The organism is Candidatus Accumulibacter sp. ACC005, assembly GCF_907163215.1.
Taxonomy (GTDB): domain Bacteria; phylum Pseudomonadota; class Gammaproteobacteria; order Burkholderiales; family Rhodocyclaceae; genus Accumulibacter; species Accumulibacter regalis.
This window is the reverse complement of sequence record NZ_CAJQUB010000019.1, coordinates 1-17,322: the sequence shown is the minus strand read 5'-3', so window position 1 is coordinate 17,322 and position 17,322 is coordinate 1. Positions and strand designations below refer to the sequence as shown.

Here is a 17,322-nt window from a genome sequence, read left to right as displayed (position 1 = left end):
TAATGAGCTCACTCTGGCGTCAGCACGTCCTCCCCTTCTCCTTGTTGGTAGGTCTGCTCGCTGCAGCTACCCTGGCAGGCGACTACTTGCTCCATCGACTGAATCTGGTTTGGGTAGGCCGCTACATGGGCATTCCGGGGACGATCCTGATCATTGGCTCGCTGGTCTATTCGCTGCGCAAGCGAAAATACATCACGACGGGAAACACAAAGTCCCTGCTTACCCTGCACGAGATCGGCACCTGGCTCGGCTCGCTGATGGTGTTGATCCATGCCGGTATTCATTTCAACGCCATCCTGCCCTGGCTGGCGACAGTGGCGATGGGCGTGAATGTGATCAGCGGCATGGTCGGCAAGCTGTTGCTGGATCGCTCACGCCGCCATGTGCAGGGTCAGCGCGACCGCTTCCAACTTCGCGGTCTGTCGCGGTCTGAAGCGGAACAGGCCGTGTTCTGGGATGCCGTTGCACTCGACGCAATGACCCAGTGGCGGAAGGTGCACATCCCGATATTCATCGTCTTTGCCACCTTGGCGCTGGGCCACATCATCAGCATTTTCCTGTTCTGGGGCTGGATATGAGCCGTATCGTCAAGATCATTCTGGCGGCCAATCTGATCGCGTTGGCGATTCTGGCTTTCGTCTATCCGCAGTTGATGGTCGCACCAGGCAAGCTGATTCCCGGTCACAAGCAACTGGAAGCCGATTGCTTTGCCTGTCACACGCCCCTCCTGGGAGCCAGCTCCGAGCTGTGTATCAGCTGTCACAAACCGGCTGATATCGGTCGCCTGACAACCGTCGGCTTGCCGATCACCAAGCCGCTCACCACGACCCCCTTCCACCAGAAACTCGCCACTCAGGACTGCGTCGCTTGCCATAGTGATCATGCGGGAGTGAAACGTTTCCGGCAGCAAGGGCGTTTCAACCATGCCTTGCTGAAGAAGGACACGCTCCAGCAGTGCCAAGCTTGCCACAAGGCACCTGCCGACTCTCTGCACCAACAGATCAGCGGCAACTGTAGCCAATGCCATAACCAGGAGAAATGGCTACCGGCAAGTTTCGATCACAGTAAGTACTTTGTCCTGGACCGCGACCACAACGCGCGCTGCGTGACCTGCCATCTGGGCAATGACTACAGTCGCTACACCTGCTACGGTTGCCACGAACATTCGCTGGCCAAGATCCGTCGCGAGCATATCGAGGAAGGCATTCGTGATTTCGACAATTGCGTCGAGTGTCACCGAAGCGCCGACGAACATGACATCAGAGGCCGCGGCGGTGAACGAGACGGCAAGAAGGACGGGAAACGCGGTCGCAAGGATCACGATGACGATGACTGATCTGGTCGTGCCCGCGCCCTCCAGGTACGAGCGCTTATCGGCCTGCTGGCCAACATCATCGTGAAGGAACCCGAGTAATGGAAAGCGCTGCCACACTTCCCCCGTCGTTGACACGCTACGCCTGGCTGTCCATCGCGGCGGCGATTGCCACCATTCTGCTGAAAGGCCTGGCGTGGTGGTTGACCGGTTCGGTCGGGCTATTGTCTGATGCCATGGAGTCATTCGTGAACCTCGCAGGGGCCTTGATGGCGCTCTGGATGCTGACTCTGGCGGCGCGTCCCGCGGACGACAATCACGCCTACGGCTACAGCAAGGCTGAATATTTCTCCAGCGCTTTCGAGGGTTGCCTGATCCTGTTGGCGGCCGTCAGCATCGGATATGCGGCTATCGTTCGCCTGATGAATCCCCAGTCGCTCGAAGATGTGGGGATCGGGTTACTAGTTTCTGTGGTCGCCTCCGTGATCAATCTGGCGACCGCGAGAATCTTGATGACGGTGGGCCGAGAGCACAATTCGATCACTCTGGAAGCCGATGCGCATCACCTGATGACCGATGTGTGGACCTCGGTGGGTGTCATTGCCGGCGTCGGCCTGGTCTGGCTGACCGGCTGGCTTTGGCTCGATCCGGTCATCGCCCTGCTGGTTGCGGTGAACATTGTCTGGACCGGTTTGCAGCTGATGCGACGTTCGGCCGCCGGTCTGATGGACGTCTCGCTACCGATGGAAAAAATTGAGCAGATCGAAGCGCTGTTGGCGGGGTATCGCGAGCAGGGATTGGATTTCCACGCCCTGCGCACCCGCCAGTCAGGCAGTCGTACCTTCGTTGTCTTGCACGTCCTGGTACCGGGGAACTGGACGGTACACGAAGGCCACACTTGGGCGGAGCGCATCGAGGTTGAGATCCATCACTTCTTGCCACGCGCTCACGTCACGACCCATTTGGAACCCTTGGAAGACCCCGTGTCAATGATTGATCAAGAGCTTGATCGTCCGAGGTTCTGACCAGGCCAGGGCCAGCGGTTGGTAAAGAGAAGCGGCTCGTTACTGATCAGTAATCCGCCGTTCGAGCGCCCTGGTTTTTTGGTGACACGATGTCTCTTCCTGGCCGGCTGCCGACCGCGGCCATCCTACGCCCACTCGCCGCGCCCCTTTAGCGTGCGACTTTTCCGTTGCGTGAGCTGATGACCCCATGTAAGGCTGCTAGCGAGGACGCCGCGTACCCATCAGGCGCCGGATATAGTCGGCAACGACCAATAACTGGCGCCGATCCAGCCGCGCTATGATGTTGCGGATCATTGGCGCCATGATTCGGGTGGCGCCGGCTACCCCGAGATTGGCCGATTGCTGTACGACGAAGCCGACCTTGGCCAGCAGGAGTGGCTTGAGAAAGCAGTAGTCCATGCCGCTGTTGGTCAGTTCCACCACCAGATCGCCTAGCGCAGCGCGGTGCACCGTCGGGTCTTCGGCATGCTCGAGCGTATCCAGAAGCTGCACGGTCCTGGCGTGCAGATCCTCGGGATAGGAGATGTGCAGGGAGTGTGGCTGAGCAGCGCGGGGCATCAAATTCTCCTTAGACAATCGCCGATCCCGCAGGCCAGGGTCAGCCGCGGCTGGCCAACGACCACTCGCTCCGACCTGGCCCATTCCGGCGTCGTCAGGTAATTGATTCCGGCATCCGCGCCGAGGGCTTGCGCGCGTGTCAGCTTCGCATCGCTCGACGAAATGATCGTCACGTGCGCGCCGAGCAGCTTCGCGAACTGCAGTGCAAACAGCGCCACACCGCCGGTTCCCTGCACCAGTACGCGCGATCCGGGGTCGAGCGTGTCGTAGGTGACGACCGCGCTCCACGCCGTAAGCGCCGCCCAGGGCAGCGTCGCCGCCTGCTCGTCGGCGAGATGAGCGGGCACCTTGACGACGCCGCTTTCCGGTAGGCAGACGAGATCGGCCATCATCCCGTCGGCCGGCCCGCCAAGCGTCTGTGTCAGACGCTCGAGGTCGGGGGCGCCGGCCAGCCAGCCCTGGTAGAAGCAGTGCATGCCCGATTGCCGACGCGCACCCGGCTCACCCCCGCACCGACCTCGACGACTTCGCCGACACCGTCGGAAATCGGAATCAGCGGCAGTGTTCCCGGTAAACGACCCGTAGCCGCGATTCGGTACGACCAGGTCGCGGTAGTTCAACGAAGCCGCCTTTATCCGCAGCAACACCTGCCCCGGTCCGGGCTGCGGATCGCGCCGACTGGCCAACTGCAGGTGGTCCATGCCCCAATCGTCCTTAATTTGGAAAACTCTCATCGCGCGCGCTCCTGCCGAGGTTGAAGGCGCCCACGCGGTTGCTTGGTGCTCGCCGTTCAAGTCATCATCGTAGGCGCCGCCAGCGCCTCGTTCCACCTGATCGCCATCGGTTGTTCCTTCAACATGACGACAGACGCTATTTTGTCAGTAGGGACTTGAAAACCGCGAGCGCTGCCATAAACTGACCATTGAAGCGACGCGGCCCTGATCCGCCCACGGAGGTCATCGAAGACACCTACGCCGTCGCGCTGGATATACCGGAGGATACGCATCTGCGGCCGCGGCACTCCTCTTTTCAAGCACTTCAAACGCGCCAGACATGGAGGTCAACCATGAGTATGGAATCCATAAAGGAGGGCGTCGGCTCTCTGTGGCAGAACTTGGCCGAAGGCTGGCGACATCTCACCCACTCTGCCTCCGGAGCCATTACCCACTTCACCTCAGGGGAGAATACAAGCTTGCCGGCGCAGACCGAGGTCGATGACGCCTACTACTTGCCAACTCGTGGCTGGGCGATGCTGGGGAGCAATATGTTCGAGGACGACAAACGCTTGGTGGTACGTCTGGAAGTGCCAGGCATGGACAAGCAGGCGATGAAGGTCGAAATTCGGGACGACGTTCTGGTCGTTTCCGGCGAGAAGCACTTCGAGCGGGAAACGACCGAAGGCCGCTATCGAATGCTGCAGTGTGCCTATGGCAGTTTCCGCCGCGTCGTGCCCCTGCCGGTTCGAGTACTGGCTGACGCCTCGAAAGCGACCTACGAAGGGGGCGTCCTGAGGATCGAGTTGATCAAAGCGGAGCCCGGCACGGCGAAAGTTCACACCATCAAAGTCGCCTGAGCGAGGCCGCAACGGTAGGGCATTTACCGGGAGGGCTCACCGGACAGATGTCTTGATGAGTCCCGCCCGCTTGATCCGTCGCTGGCGATAGCTGTCGCGTTCAACGCCTACGTGATGGTCAGTTTCCGAGTCGTAGAAACGGTCTTCTTGGGCAACGACAACTCGAGAACACCGTCCTTGTAGTGCGCTTCCGACTTGCTCTCGTCGACATCCTGTCCCAATGCAAATGAACGCGAAACCTTGCCGTAATAGCGTTCGCTGCGCAGCACTTTGGTGCCCTCTTTGACCTCTTTTTCTTTCTTGGTTTCGGCGCTGATCGACACCTGGCCGCCGTCAATGGCGACGTGAATATCCTCCTTGTTGACACCCGGTATTTCGGCATGCACGGTGTAAGCCTTGTCGTCTTCCTTGACATCGAGCTTGATCTGGATGTCCTGTTGTCCGCCAGCGCGAACCGGACGCATCCAGAAGCCGCGAAAGAGATCGTCGAAGGTGTCGTCAGAGTCAAAGCGAGTGATGTTGGCCATTTCCTTCTCCCTGAAGAACCGGGGGTTCCCGGCACCACTTTATCCTATACGTTGCAATGGTTATTGCAAGAAAAGAGCCCCAGATCGACCTGGCAGGCAAGGCTGAAAACACCAGCTTCAGGCAATTGGTGGCGGCCGCTTTCAGCTTCGAGCAGTCATCCGACGCGGCTACACACGGACAGCAACTCGGCCATAGCCGCCGTTCGCAAGGACGGGGTTCTTCGACCAGCGCACCCGTTTTGAATGTCCGCTTTCGCTATTTCTTGCGTTCGCTGATCCCGGCCCGAAGCACCGTATTGGCGACGAAGTAACCTCAATGTTTGGCGGCCCCCAGAAACGGGGTCCAATTTGTTGTGTGCAAGGCTGCTCCCACTTCCCCCGAACAGGCTGCCAGCCAAGATCAACCGGGTACAACCAGCAGGCTGAGATCGGTCGGGTTGTACACTGCGTGGTAGGTAACGCCGTCACCTGCGTCTAGATCTTGGAGCACGGAAAAATTGCCGATCCTGGAGCCATACGTCATCACTCGGAATGCCTCTCCCAGCGGCGGCACGTAGTTCCCGGCAAGCCACAGCTTGATCGTACCATCCAGGTATAGCTCGCCAGAAACACTGAGCCGACCGAACGCGCTTGTCTCAGAACCGGCGATGCCAATCTGAACGGACCCGTTGATGTTGTTAATGAAGCTGTTCGTGACATTGAATAAACTGCCCGCCTGGACGTCGATTGTGCCGGAATTAACGATAGTGGATACCGTAGCAGTGGCCCCGGAAAGGACAGAGAAAATTCCGTCATTGCGGAAGCTTGCCGCTGACACACTGATCGTGCCTGCGGCAGCCTCGATCCGTCCACTATTAGTCACACCAGCACCGGTAATACTAATAGATTTCCCTGCTGCATCGGCGCTGATCGTGCCCTCATTGATAATCGCCGAATTTGCCTCGATCGTGCCGTTGTAGCCACCCGCACCGCTGTGCACGGTGATTCCGGAACTTATCGTCAGCGCCTGGCTCGCGTTCAGATTCGCACTGACGACGTCAATGAATGGCCCCGCGAACACGATTTCCCCGTCGCCGCCCAGTGTCTGCGAGTCGCCCTCGAAGCTCAGGACGGTGTGCCCCGAGGTACCGTTCAGGTTCACCTTGTGACCGTCGGCGAGCGTTAATCCGTTCTGCACGGTTAGCAATGCGCGGTCGTTGACCGTCACATCCGTTTTCAACGTCACCCCGCTCAGCTGGCCTCTGCCGGCAGTCATCACCTCCAGTCCAGCGCCCGCATTGGCGCTTATCGTTCCCCCGGTGATGGTCCCGCCCGCGAGAGTGAGAACGCCGGTTACTGCATTAAGGTCCAGAATCGCGCCAGTGTTCTCCAGAGTGCCGCTCAGCACGATGGTGCCGCCGTCGTTCCGTAGTGTGCCGAACTGGTCCGTACTATGGGTGCCGGCGAGATTGAGCGTTCCTCCGTTGCTCACCGCAAGGGTGCCGTTGTTGGTCAAGCCGTTGCCGGTCACGTTTACTCTGCTTCCAGCCGCGTCCGCGGCGATCGTGCCCTGATTGATTACCGTCGAGTTCGCCTCGATGAAGCTGTACTGGCCGCCCGCGGCGCTCGTATGTACCGTGACCCCAGAACCAATCGTCAGCGTCTGGCTCGCGTTCAGATTCGCACTGACGACGTCAATGAATGGCCCCGCGAACACGATTTCCCCGTCGCCGCCCAGTGTCTGCGAGTCGCCCTCGAAGCTCAGGACGGTGTGCCCCGAGGTACCGTTCAGGTTCACCTTGTGACCGTCGGCGAGCGTTAATCCGTTCTGCACGGTTAGCAATGCGCGGTCGTTGACCGTCACATCCGTTTTCAACGTCACCCCGCTCAGCTGGCCTCTGCCGGCAGTCATCACCTCCAGTCCAGCGCCCGCATTGGCGCTTATCGTTCCCCCGGTGATGGTCCCGCCCGCGAGAGTGAGAACGCCGGTTACTGCATTAAGGTCCAGAATCGCGCCAGTGTTCTCCAGAGTGCCGCTCAGCACGATGGTGCCGCCGTCGTTCCGTAGTGTGCCGAACTGGTCCGTACTATGGGTGCCGGCGAGATTGAGCGTTCCTCCGTTGCTCACCGCAAGGGTGCCGTTGTTGGTCAAGCCGTTGCCGGTCACGTTTACTCTGCTTCCAGCCGCGTCCGCGGCGATCGTGCCCTGATTGATTACCGTCGAGTTCGCCTCGATGAAGCTGTACTGGCCGCCCGCGGCGCTCGTATGTACCGTGACCCCAGAACCAATCGTCAGCGCCTGGCTCGCGTTCAGATTCGCACTGACGACGTCAATGAATGGCCCCGCGAACACGATTTCCCCGTCGCCGCCCAGTGTCTGCGAGTCGCCCTCGAAGCTCAGGACGGTGTGCCCCGAGGTACCGTTCAGGTTCACCTTGTGACCGTCGGCGAGCGTTAATCCGTTCTGCACGGTTAGCAATGCGCGGTCGTTGACCGTCACATCCGTTTTCAACGTCACCCCGCTCAGCTGGCCTCTGCCGGCAGTCATCACCTCCAGTCCAGCGCCCGCATCGGCGCTTATCGTTCCCCCGGTGATGGTCCCGCCCGCGAGAGTGATCAATTCGTGTGCAAGCAGCGTGTCACCGATCCGCAATGTTCCACCATTGATCACAAGCGGGTTGAACGTCGTAAGCGTCTCAATATGCACCGATCCGTTGTTCAATGTGATCGTCGAGTTGGGATCTGCAGTGATCAGGACCACATCCGTAGCCGTCGGAAGGCGTCCGCCCTCCCAATTGGACGGGTCATTCCAATCGCCGCCGGCCGGGTTGGTCCACTCGATGGTCGCCTCGACCACCTGAAAGCTGCTGACGATCTGGCCCGCTGTGCCGAAGGTATTCCCCGCACGGTCGGCGACCTTGTCACCATCAATGACCATGCGATAGTCGCCGAGCCCTAGCGTCGGCATCGTCACGATGACCGATCGCCCGTTGGCGCTCAACCCCGCGTCGATCGGTACGATCGCCTGATCGGCGGCGTCCAGCAGGCGGAGGTTGTCGACGTTAACCGTGGTGGGGTCCAGCGCCTCAGAGAAGAGCAGGCGAACTGTCCGGAAGTTGAGGCCGTGGCGTGTGCCGTCGTCGACGTTGCTGGCGATGATCCTCGGCGGGAACGTATCGGCGACGAGTTCCACCACCAGCGGGTCGGACAGCACCGTGTTGCCGCCGGTGTCGGTGGCGCGCGCCTGCAGCGTGACCACTGAGGTCCCCGCAGCGATCGTCGGTAGCGCCGCGCTCATATCCCACGGGAACGAGACATCGTTGAAAATCACCGTGCCGTCGACCAGCAACTCGGCGTTACGCACTTGCTGGTCGTCATTCAACGTGGCCATGAGCGAGAGTAACGATCCCTCCTGAGCCTGGAATCCCGGCGTATTGGGATCGGCATCCGCGGTGGTGATGGCAAGCGTTGCCGTGGGCGCAACACCCTTGTTGTCGAATGGCAGGTAGTTGATCACCTGCAGCCCGCCGATGCCATCCGCGACGAACGCGATACCGGCACCGATCGCGACGCTGCTCGGTGCTGCGGGCAGCGTAAAGCCGGTCAGGAACTGGTCGGTTCTGCCCGGGTCGCGGACATCGAGCACGTCGATACCGTAGATCGCTTCACCCCGCGGCCCGCGCAGGGTACCAACCGCGACGGCCAGACCGGAACCGTTAGCAGCGATCGCGTGGCCTTGCACATTGGCGGCGTCCACGCCGCTCAGCAGCGCAAGCGCGTCGGGGTTCGACACGTCCACCGTAACGAAGCCGCCCTGGATGTTGTTGCCGGCGCCGACATAGGCAATGCCATTGCCGACGAAAAGCTTGCCGCTCCCCGCGGGTAGGGCGAGGGAGCCCCGCGCCTGCATCCCTAGACCGGCGATGTCGACAGCACGCAACACGCTAGTGGCGTCGAGTGCGTAGAGGGTCCGGCCTTCGCGAGCGAGTCCGGTGATATCGCTGCTGCTCAACGTCAGGACCTGCAGAAGCTCGCCGGTCTGGAGGCTGTACGACTCCAGACCGTTGATGGCGGCGACGTAGGCGATGCCGTCGATCACTTCGACTTGGGCCGCTGGGACATTGATCGTCCCTGTGAGCTTCGGCGCGAGCCGGTCGGAGACGTCGACCATTTGCAGGCCGGTCGTCGTCGCGACGGCGGCAATGCCGAGGCGGGAATCGACTGACACGTCGACCGCGTCGCCTGGGAGGTCAAGTTGACTCAATATGACTGGGTTTTGGAAACTTGAGGCATTGACGATTGCCAAGCCGTGCCCCCCTGTTGCTACGAATGCAGTTTGGCTGGCGACGCTTTGCACTGCCCCCTCGAGGATGATTTCCTTTATTGGGCCGGCAAGTTGCATCGTGGCGATGGTGCCGTTGGCGAAAGGTCGGCCGCCAAGTGGATCCGATCCTTGTGCGATTTCCGCCGCGTCGCTCAGTCCATCATTGTCAGTGTCGCTGCAATAGGAATCTGATCCTATGACGAACTCGCCAAGGTCAGGGATGCTGTCACGATCGGCATCCGGACCGCCGCGCATGCTCAGTAAGACCTGCTGCTCGTGCACTGAGCCGCTCATCCCCGTGGTGCCGGAGACTACGGCCGTACGATTTTCTGAAGCGCGGTACAGGTAGAGATTATACTTTTGAAATTCCGGAAGAAAAACTGAAATTTTGCCTTTGGCATCGGAAATTCCGGCCAGTTCCGAGCCGTTTTCGAGCAGGTAACGATAGTAGACGCGTGCGTCGGTACTGATGCCACGACTGTTTGAAAAATAGACAAGGTCCTCGTCGGGGAGTGTATCAATAGAAGCTGCGGAGGCTGAATTCGCCATCGTGTAATCTTTTTGCTTGCTGATAACGGATGAGAAGTCGTGTGCCAACTCTGCAAGAGATGTTGATCCGTTAATTGACCGAACCCGTTCCGTCCTAACAGGTCGCACCACAAAATGGATTCCGACCTCCTTGGAGTGTGTTCCGCCGAGAGCATCAAAAAGAAGGCCGATTGATAGGGTCACATCTGTTTGGGAGGGTTTGCTCAGCGGCAGCCTAACCTCGGGTGTCTTCAAGTCAATGTGAGTCGCGTAAGGCGACCTTATGTCAAGTGGTTGTCCCAAGAAGTTCCCGACACCAAAAGGCAAGCTGGTCAGCCATCCCTTAGTAATCTTTATTTGTGCTCCGAGGAAAGCATCGCCCTTAAACTGTGCTTTGACTGTGCCTGTACGCGATGGGTCTAATCCTTTTATCTTGATCTGGCCACCCACGTGGCCGTACGCTATCGCACCGAGTTTCGCGTCGAACGTCGCAACATCCATATCTATGTATGGCTTCCAATGGGACCATTCGGGGATTAGAAATCTGAAAGTCCGTATTGTTGTATCAAATGGAAATGGTTTTGCAGGAACCGTAAACTCCCAATGCCAAGCACTAGGCAAGCCATAGAATGAGAACGATGCAAAGTTTACCTTGGCAGAGAGTTCGAGAGGTATCCAACTTCCGCCGATAGTCAGTCCGGCCTCATACAGGTCGGGCTCGTCGTCGCTGTCGTCGTAGTAATCGTCGTCCAGCCCATCGTCGTCCAGCCCGTCGTCGTCAAGCCCATCGTCGTCCAGCCCATCGTCGTCAAGCCCGTCGTCGTCCAGCCCATCGTCGTCCAGCCCATCGTCGTCCAAACCGTCGTCGTCCAAACCGTCGTCGTCCAAACCGTCATCGTCCAAACCGTCGTCGTCAAGGCCGTCATCGTCCAAACCGTCGTCGTCAAGGCCGTCATCGTCTAGCCCATCATTGTCAAAGCCATCTGCATCGGGCAACCCGGTGTAGTCGTCTAGTCCGTCGTCGTCTAGTCCGTCGTCGTCTAGTCCGTCGTCGTCCAGCCCGTCGTCGTCCAGCCCGTCGTCGTCCAGCCCGTCGTCGTCAATTCCGTCATCATCGATGCCGTCATCGTCAATCCCGTCATCGTCAATTCCGTCATCGTCAATACCGTCATCGTCAATTCCGTCATCGTCAATTCCGTCATCGTCAATTCCGTCGTCGTCCCAACCATCGTTGTCCTTGCCGTCTCGGTCTGTGACGCCCTCACCGTCATCGTCGCGAGGGTCCGTATGATTCTGTGTGCCCAGCGGTGTCACCCCATGCCACCCCGGCTTCGTAATCCCTTGCCCCGGATCGGTCGTCACCGACTTCCCATCCGCCGATACCGTTGCTGTCCCCTCGATCACGAGCCTCCCAGTTGTGTGATCGAACGACAGGAAGTTCAACTTTGTCCCCGGCGCCGCATTGAACACATTCGGGAAGGTGATCTCCAGCGGTGTCGCAAACGCCGCCACTCCCGGCGCCTGGATCGTGATGTCGAAGGTATGCTGCAGCACCCCCGAAGGCAGCATGTCGCGCACCAGTTCGGGCGGCACGGTGCTGATCCCCACCTGGCCAGCGCTCATCACATTGCCGTCGGCATCGATCAGCGTTCCCGGTTGCACTTCGAGCTTGAGCTGCGCGCGCTGCTCGGCGGTCAGATTCGGTGCCGAAGCCGCATCGACGCCGACCTCGGTGGTCGTGCTGTCGCTCACCGTCTGCAGGATCGACGTCTGCAAGCGCGGCAGGTAGACCTCCTGGCGCTCCTCGTTGGCCGCCATCGTCTCACGTGTACCCATGCTGCCCATGACGGTGTTGTCGTAGCCAACCTCGATCGTCAGATCGAGCACCATCTCGGGGTAGAAAGCCCCGCTGGGGGCGTTGCTTGCCGTGCGTCCGTCGATTGCCAGCTTGACGTTGCCGGCCGGCACCTGGTCGAGGTGGAAGAAACCGTCGGCGTCGGTGTAGACGACGTTGCCTTCCAGTCCGAGGATGTAGACCTTGGCACCGGCAATGGGATTGAGGAAGACGTCATCCGCCGTGTGCAGCACGCCGTCGGCACCGGAGCGGATGTCGTCGAAGGTCATCGGCTTCAGGTCGTCGCCCGGATCAAGCAGCCGGCCGGTGATCGTCGTCCCGGCGATCGGCGTGACGCTGACCGTCGTGAAGCGGTACACGAAGCTGCCGCCGGCCGTGCCATCGCCGTCGGCGTCGAGCGCCTGGCCGCCGTTGGCTGCGCGGATGGTATCGCCAACGACGTGGACGCTGATCGTCGATGCGCCAGGCATCGGGTTCTGCAGGAACAGCCAGGCGAAGCTCCCGTCGGCGGCGGGGACGATCGTCGCGGCGAGCCTGGCGCCAGTCGTGTCGGTGGCGTAGAAGTTGCTGCTGTTTAGAGTCGTCACGTCCACCGGCCTCGAGAAGAAGACCTGCGGCCGGAAGGTCGCGCCGACGTCATCGGCGCCGCTGCTCGGCGTCACGCGGGTGATCGTCAGCGGGATCAGTTCGGGCAGCGTCAGGTTCAGCGTGCTCACCGCCCGGTTGCCCGCGGCGTCGCTTGCCTCGAGGGTCAGCGCATGCGCACCCGTAGCCAGTTTCGCAAGCTCGAAGGCCGTATCGAACTGCCCGGTCGCGGCGTCGAACGGCACCGGCATCGGCTGGCCGCCGTCAAAGGCGTAGGTGAGCCGGATCAGCGGCGAGCCCGTCGGATCGGCGCTCCCGGCGAGCCTGGAGGCAGCGCTCAGAGCGTCGCCATCGGCGATGCTCGTCACGCCGATCGCCGGCGCTCGGGTATCGAGCGTGAAGTCGAGCGTGAGCGGCGCGCTGCGGTTGCCGCGCGCGTCGGTCGCGGTCAGCGTCAAGGTGTGCAAGCCGTCCGTCGAACCGTCGAGGGCGAACGCCGTTCCCACAGTGAAGCGTCCTTCGCCGTCGAAGACGATCGAAACCGGGCTGTCGGCGTCCAGCGCGCCTTCCAGCGTCACGACGCCGGACAGCGCATCGAGCACGCGCCCACTGATTTCGATGTTGCTGGCGGTAACCAGCCCTTCGGCCTGGTCGAGCAGCAAGCGCGGCGCCTGCGTATCGGCGCCGGCACCAAAGACATCGAGGACCTGTTGGCCCAGCGCGCGGCCAGCCGCCAGGCCGGCCTGGTTGCCGTACTCGAAGTGGATGCCGCCGTAGATGCGGCTGCGCCCCGCTTCCTCGGCAGCGTCGTGGATGTTGGCATAGCTGCGCTGAACGCCGGGGAGCCCGTCCGAACCGATGGTGAACGCGGCGTTCTGGCCGAAGGCACTGGTGAGGATGGCGTCGGCTGCGCCGCTGTAGGTCGAATGCCCGGAAACGTACTCGGGGAACGGCGGGTTGATCAGCAGCGGCGTCCATTGTGCTTCGGCCGTGGTGGCGTCGTTGCCGTCGACGTCGGCGGCGCGGATGGCGGTGATCGGCCGCCAGGCGCTGTAGTGGTACTTGGCGTCCCAGGCGGTAATCGTCGCATCGGCGAGCGCGACGTTGAGCTGGGCGAACAGGCGCGCGTTGGCGGCCAGGCTGTTGCCACTGGCGGTGGCCAGCGTCGCGGCGATCCGGTTCCAGTGCCCGGGTGGCGTCGCGGTGCCGGCGCCGTCGGCCCAGAAGAGTGCGCTCTCGGTTTGTTCGGCGCTGCGCGTGTTGTTGGTGGCGCTGCCCAGCGCTTTGACCTCGGCGAAGTCGGCGGTATAGGTCGCCGAATCGAGCGCCGGCGGCGGCGCCGGGCGGAAGGCGCTCGGGCTGCTCATGGCAAAGGGCTGCAGCGTCGCCCACTGTGGCAGCAGGGCGACCGCGTACATCGGAGCGGTGGCCTGCCACTGGCCGGGAAGCGTGCCGCCGTTGAAGTCGACGAAATTGTCGAAGCCGTCGCCGCGGCGCAGGGTGATGACGTCGTCGGCGATCGAGCGTCCGAGCGCGACGGCGTCGGTCTTCGCCACGCCATCGGGAATGCCGGCAAGCGCGGCGGCGAAGGCGGCGGCGAAGTTCGTCTGTTGTGCCGGGTAGAGGTAAGAAAGCAAGCGCTCGGCGGCGGCGGCGATCGCCGCTTCGAGCGACGCGCCGGCCGGCGCGCTGCGGCTGACGTAATAGCCAGGCGTGCCTTCGAAGGCGCTGACCGTATCGAGAACGGCGATGCTGAGCATTGCCAGACCGCGAGTGGCCACCGGCGGCGTACTGGCGTCGAGCTGGATTGCCGCCAGGGCGATGTCGTTCCACTGCAGCACGGCGTCGCCGCTGCTCTGCGTGGCTCTGCGGTGCACCAGCAGACTAGTCTGCGCGGCGTTGCCGGCAGCATCAATCGATCGCAGCGTCAGTGTGTTGTCACCGAGGGCGAGAGCGACGTCGGGCAGGAAGAAGCTGCCGCTGTTGCTGGCGACACCATTGGCGCCGGTTTCGAGCAGCAGCAGATCGGTGTTGGCTTCGGCGCTGCCGACCAGCGTCACGCGCGCGGCTTCGGTGTCGCCGTCGCCGACGACGCCAGTGTCAGAGGCGAGGGAGAGCCAAAAACCTGGCGCCGTCGGCGCCTGCGTGTCGAGCGCAAACGTCACGCCGCTGGTGGCGATGTTGCCGACTGCATCCTCTGCGCGCAGGCGAAGCGTGTAGCTCCCGTCGGGTAGCGCTCCGCCGTTGATCAGCGCCAGTCGCGGCGCATCGAGCGTGAAACTGCCATCGACCTGCACGCTGTCGAGCACGTCCACGAAAGTCGCCGGGTCGGTTCCGAAGCCGACCCGTAGCACCGTGACGGCCGTGTCGTCGGTGGCCACGCCAGCGATCGTCGGATCGGAGGTGATGCCGTCGCTGTTGCTGCGGCCGCTGTCCATCAGGAGCCCGGCGGCCAGCGTCGGTGCGGTGTGGTCGTCGATTGGCGGTTCGACGCGGATAACGCTCAGCGTCGATTGAGCGCTGTTGCCGGCGGCGTCGTGGAGGATAATCGTAAAGGCGTTCTCACCCAACGCCAGCGGCTGGTCGACGAAGCTGAAGGCGCCATTGGCGTCGGCGGTCGTTCGCTGGCCGCCGAGGTTGACGCCGATGCCCGCTTCGCTCAGCCCGAGCAGCGTCGCCACGCTGGCGCTGGTTTCCAGGTCGCCGAGCGCGCCAGTGTCGGAGGCGGGATCGAGGCCTATGCTGGCCAGGACGGGTGCGGCGGTGTCGAGAGTGAACGCGAGTTCGCCGATCGTCGACGTATTGCCCGCCAGGTCGGACGCGAGCAGGCGCAGCGTGTGCTCACCGTCGGGCAGCGCGCCGCCGTTGATCGTCGCCAGCCGCGCGGCATCCAGCGTGAAGCGGCCATCGGCCTGCAGCGCATTGATGATGCTCGTGAAACCCGCCGGGTCGTTGCCGAAGCCGGCGCGCAAGCTTGCCAGCAAGCCGGTCTCGTCGACGAAGCCGGCGATCGTCGGATCGGAAGTGATCCTGTCCTCAGCCGATACGCCGCTATCGTTGGCCAGTTGCACATTAACGGCCGGTGCCACGGTGTCAACGGTGATCTGCAATTCACCGGCCGAGCCAACGTTGCCGGCGGCGTCGCTTGCGCTGGCGGTGAAGTGGTAGCGGCCATCGATGAGCGGATCCGAAGTGAACGCTGCAACCGGGCCGAGCAGCCCCTCGGCCACCAAGGCGCCATCACGGAACAGCGAGAGTTCGCTGTCAGGCTCCGCGGTGATGATCAGCCTTGGCATCGTGTCGTTGGTAATCCCGTCGGTCGCGCTTGCCCCGCTATCGCTGGCAGTGGCCAAATCAAGCAGCGGCGCCTTGGGTGGCACTGTATCGATGGTGATCTGCAGCGCGCCGGCCGCGCTCAGATTGCCCGCCAGGTCCTCGGCGGTCGCGCTGAACGTGTGCTCGCCGTCGGCCAACGGATTGACCGTGACATCGCCGCCGGGACCAGCCAGGCTGGCGAGCGGCGTGCCGTCCTGGAACAGGCGCAGGATGCTGCCGCCCGCGCCGGTGAGTGACAGCGTCGGCGTCGTGTCGTTGGTCAGGTTGTCGCTGTCGCTCGAGCCGCTGTCGCTGGCGTCGGTCAGGTCGATGACCGGCGCAGCGGGCGCGACGCTGTCGAGGGTGAAGGCGAGTTCGCTGATCGGCGAGGGGTTGCCGACGCTGTCGCCGGCGATCACCCGCAGGGTGTACGCCCCGTCGGGCAGTGCTCCGCCGTTGAGGGTGGCCAGGCGCGCGGAATCGAGGGCGAAGCTGCCGTCGCTCTGCAGACTATCAAGAATGCTCGTGAAGCCGGCTGGGTCGCTGCCGAAGCCGGCGCGCAGCGAGGCGATCGCGCTTTCGTCGCTGACCGTTCCGCTGATCGCGGCGTCATTGGTCACTCCGTCGTTCGCGCTGGCGCCGCTATCGTTGGCCAGTTGCAACGTCACGAGCGGACCGCTGGTGTCGGCGCCGGTACGGGTGAGCGTCAGGTCCGCCAGGCGGCTGTTGCCGGCGCGATCGGTGGCGCGGGCGCTGAAGGCGTTTTCGCCGAGCAGCAGGGCGAGGCCGGCAAAACGCACCTTGCCGGCGGCGTCGGCGACGGTATCGGCCAGTGTCTGGCCGAGCGAGTCGAGCAGTTCGACGCGCGTGCCCGCTTCGCTGCTGGCCAGCAGATCGACTGGCGTGGCGGTCGTCTGCCGGTCACCGGGCTGGCCGGTGTCAAAGGCCGGATCGAGTTCCAGGCTGAGCAGCGGTGCGCTGCGGTCGAGCGTGAAGGCGACGTCGGTCGGCGCTGACGCGTTGCCGGCGGCATCCTCGGCCAACAGGCGTACACTGTGGCTGCCGTCGGCCAACGTGCCGCCAGCGAGGCCGTCAAGCAGCGCCGGGGTGAGAAGGAAACTGCCGTCGGCCTGCAGCGCGCTGCTCAGGTCGACCAGCGTCGGTGTCGTACCGGGGTCGAGCGCCGCCAGTAGGCGGGCCACGCCACCGGCATCGCTGGCCTGGCCGGCGATGCTCGGGTCGCGCGTGAGGCCGTCGCCCGCCGAATCGCCGCTGTCGTTGAGCAGACCGGCGACGAGGGTCGGCGCGGTCAGGTCGGGCGGCGAGCTGGCGAGCTGGCTGAGGCTGTTCGGGCTGACGACAGCGCCGTTAATGCGCACACTGGCCGGGAAGGCCGGGACGACGATGCGGGTATTGCCGGTCAGCTGCCCGCCGACCAGCAGTTCCTGAACGCGGTTAATCGGGCTGCCGACCTGCTGGTCGTCGCCGTCGAAGTAGGTGCCGTTGCGTGGGTCGAGGCCGACGACGATCAGGCTGTCGTCGATGTCGCCGCTGACGCGCACGCGTGCCAGCGTGCCGGGGCCGAAGGTGTCGGCAGCGCTGCCCGTTCCCCCGAGGACCGCGTCACTGCCAAGGTTGGCGCCGATGCGCAGGGTCATCCTCTGCAAGTTGCCGCCGACCTGCAGGATCTGCAGCGCGGCGGCCGCGAACTGGCCGGAAGCGTTGCCGCGGATGGCGAGCT

At 62.7% G+C, this 17,322-nt stretch carries 9 protein-coding genes; 4 read left to right on the top strand and 5 right to left on the bottom strand.

The features are described from left to right. Nucleotides 1–2: 2 nt before the first annotated feature. From QZ613_RS20790 to QZ613_RS20780, 3 genes are all read left to right on the top strand, one after another. Nucleotides 3–578 carry a hypothetical protein gene (locus tag QZ613_RS20790; RefSeq protein WP_291983905.1) on the top strand — a complete coding sequence of 192 codons (576 nt, stop codon included), beginning with the start codon at nucleotides 3–5 and terminating at the stop codon, nucleotides 576–578. Continuing rightward, complete coding sequence (locus QZ613_RS20785) at nucleotides 575–1,336, top strand: class III cytochrome C family protein (protein ID WP_291983903.1); 762 nt, start codon at nucleotides 575–577, stop codon at nucleotides 1,334–1,336. The genes QZ613_RS20790 and QZ613_RS20785 overlap by 4 nt, the downstream gene beginning before the upstream one ends. 77 nt (nucleotides 1,337–1,413) lie before the next feature. Then, entirely contained in the window at nucleotides 1,414–2,337 is a 924-nt protein-coding gene (locus tag QZ613_RS20780) for a cation diffusion facilitator family transporter (RefSeq protein ID WP_291983901.1), read from the top strand. Nucleotides 2,338–2,535: 198 nt separating this feature from the next. Here QZ613_RS20780 and QZ613_RS20775 read toward each other — a convergent pair whose 3' ends face one another. The 3 genes from QZ613_RS20775 to QZ613_RS21255 are packed head-to-tail and all read right to left on the bottom strand — an operon-like array spanning nucleotide 2,536 to nucleotide 3,442. Beyond that, complete coding sequence (locus QZ613_RS20775) at nucleotides 2,536–2,895, bottom strand: hypothetical protein (RefSeq protein WP_291983899.1); 360 nt, start codon at nucleotides 2,893–2,895, stop codon at nucleotides 2,536–2,538. Then, a complete protein-coding gene (locus QZ613_RS21260; RefSeq protein WP_366144483.1) occupies nucleotides 2,895–3,284 on the bottom strand; it encodes a zinc-binding dehydrogenase in 390 nt (129 codons plus the stop codon). The genes QZ613_RS20775 and QZ613_RS21260 overlap by 1 nt, the downstream gene beginning before the upstream one ends. Nucleotides 3,285–3,316: 32 nt before the next feature. Further along, nucleotides 3,317–3,442, bottom strand: coding sequence for a hypothetical protein (locus QZ613_RS21255; protein WP_366144482.1), 126 nt, complete (start codon nucleotides 3,440–3,442; stop codon nucleotides 3,317–3,319). Between the two features lie 519 nt (nucleotides 3,443–3,961). On the opposite strand from QZ613_RS21255, the gene QZ613_RS20765 reads away from it, so the two are divergent. After that, nucleotides 3,962–4,468, top strand: coding sequence for an Hsp20/alpha crystallin family protein (locus QZ613_RS20765; RefSeq protein ID WP_291983895.1), 507 nt, complete (start codon nucleotides 3,962–3,964; stop codon nucleotides 4,466–4,468). Nucleotides 4,469–4,575: 107 nt separating this feature from the next. Here the strand turns inward: QZ613_RS20765 and QZ613_RS20760 are convergent, their stop codons facing one another. Together QZ613_RS20760 and QZ613_RS20755 are read right to left on the bottom strand one after the other, a co-directional pair. Then, a complete protein-coding gene (locus QZ613_RS20760; RefSeq protein WP_291983893.1) occupies nucleotides 4,576–4,995 on the bottom strand; it encodes an Hsp20 family protein in 420 nt (139 codons plus the stop codon). A 400-nt stretch (nucleotides 4,996–5,395) separates the two neighbouring features. Further along, on the bottom strand, nucleotides 5,396–16,654 hold the full coding sequence (locus tag QZ613_RS20755; protein ID WP_291983891.1) for an Ig-like domain-containing protein: 11,259 nt from the start codon (nucleotides 16,652–16,654) through the stop codon (nucleotides 5,396–5,398). Nucleotides 16,655–17,322: the final 668 nt, after the last annotated feature.

Coding starts and splice junctions, on each gene's coding strand:
- QZ613_RS20760 (WP_291983893.1), bottom strand. CDS start 4,995: ATGGCCAACATCACTCGCTTTGACTCTGACGACACCTTCGACGATCTC.
- QZ613_RS21260 (WP_366144483.1), bottom strand. CDS start 3,284: ATGGCCGATCTCGTCTGCCTACCGGAAAGCGGCGTCGTCAAGGTGCCC.
- QZ613_RS20780 (WP_291983901.1), top strand. CDS start 1,414: ATGGAAAGCGCTGCCACACTTCCCCCGTCGTTGACACGCTACGCCTGG.
- QZ613_RS20775 (WP_291983899.1), bottom strand. CDS start 2,895: ATGCCCCGCGCTGCTCAGCCACACTCCCTGCACATCTCCTATCCCGAG.
- QZ613_RS20765 (WP_291983895.1), top strand. CDS start 3,962: ATGAGTATGGAATCCATAAAGGAGGGCGTCGGCTCTCTGTGGCAGAAC.
- QZ613_RS20790 (WP_291983905.1), top strand. CDS start 3: ATGAGCTCACTCTGGCGTCAGCACGTCCTCCCCTTCTCCTTGTTGGTA.
- QZ613_RS20785 (WP_291983903.1), top strand. CDS start 575: ATGAGCCGTATCGTCAAGATCATTCTGGCGGCCAATCTGATCGCGTTG.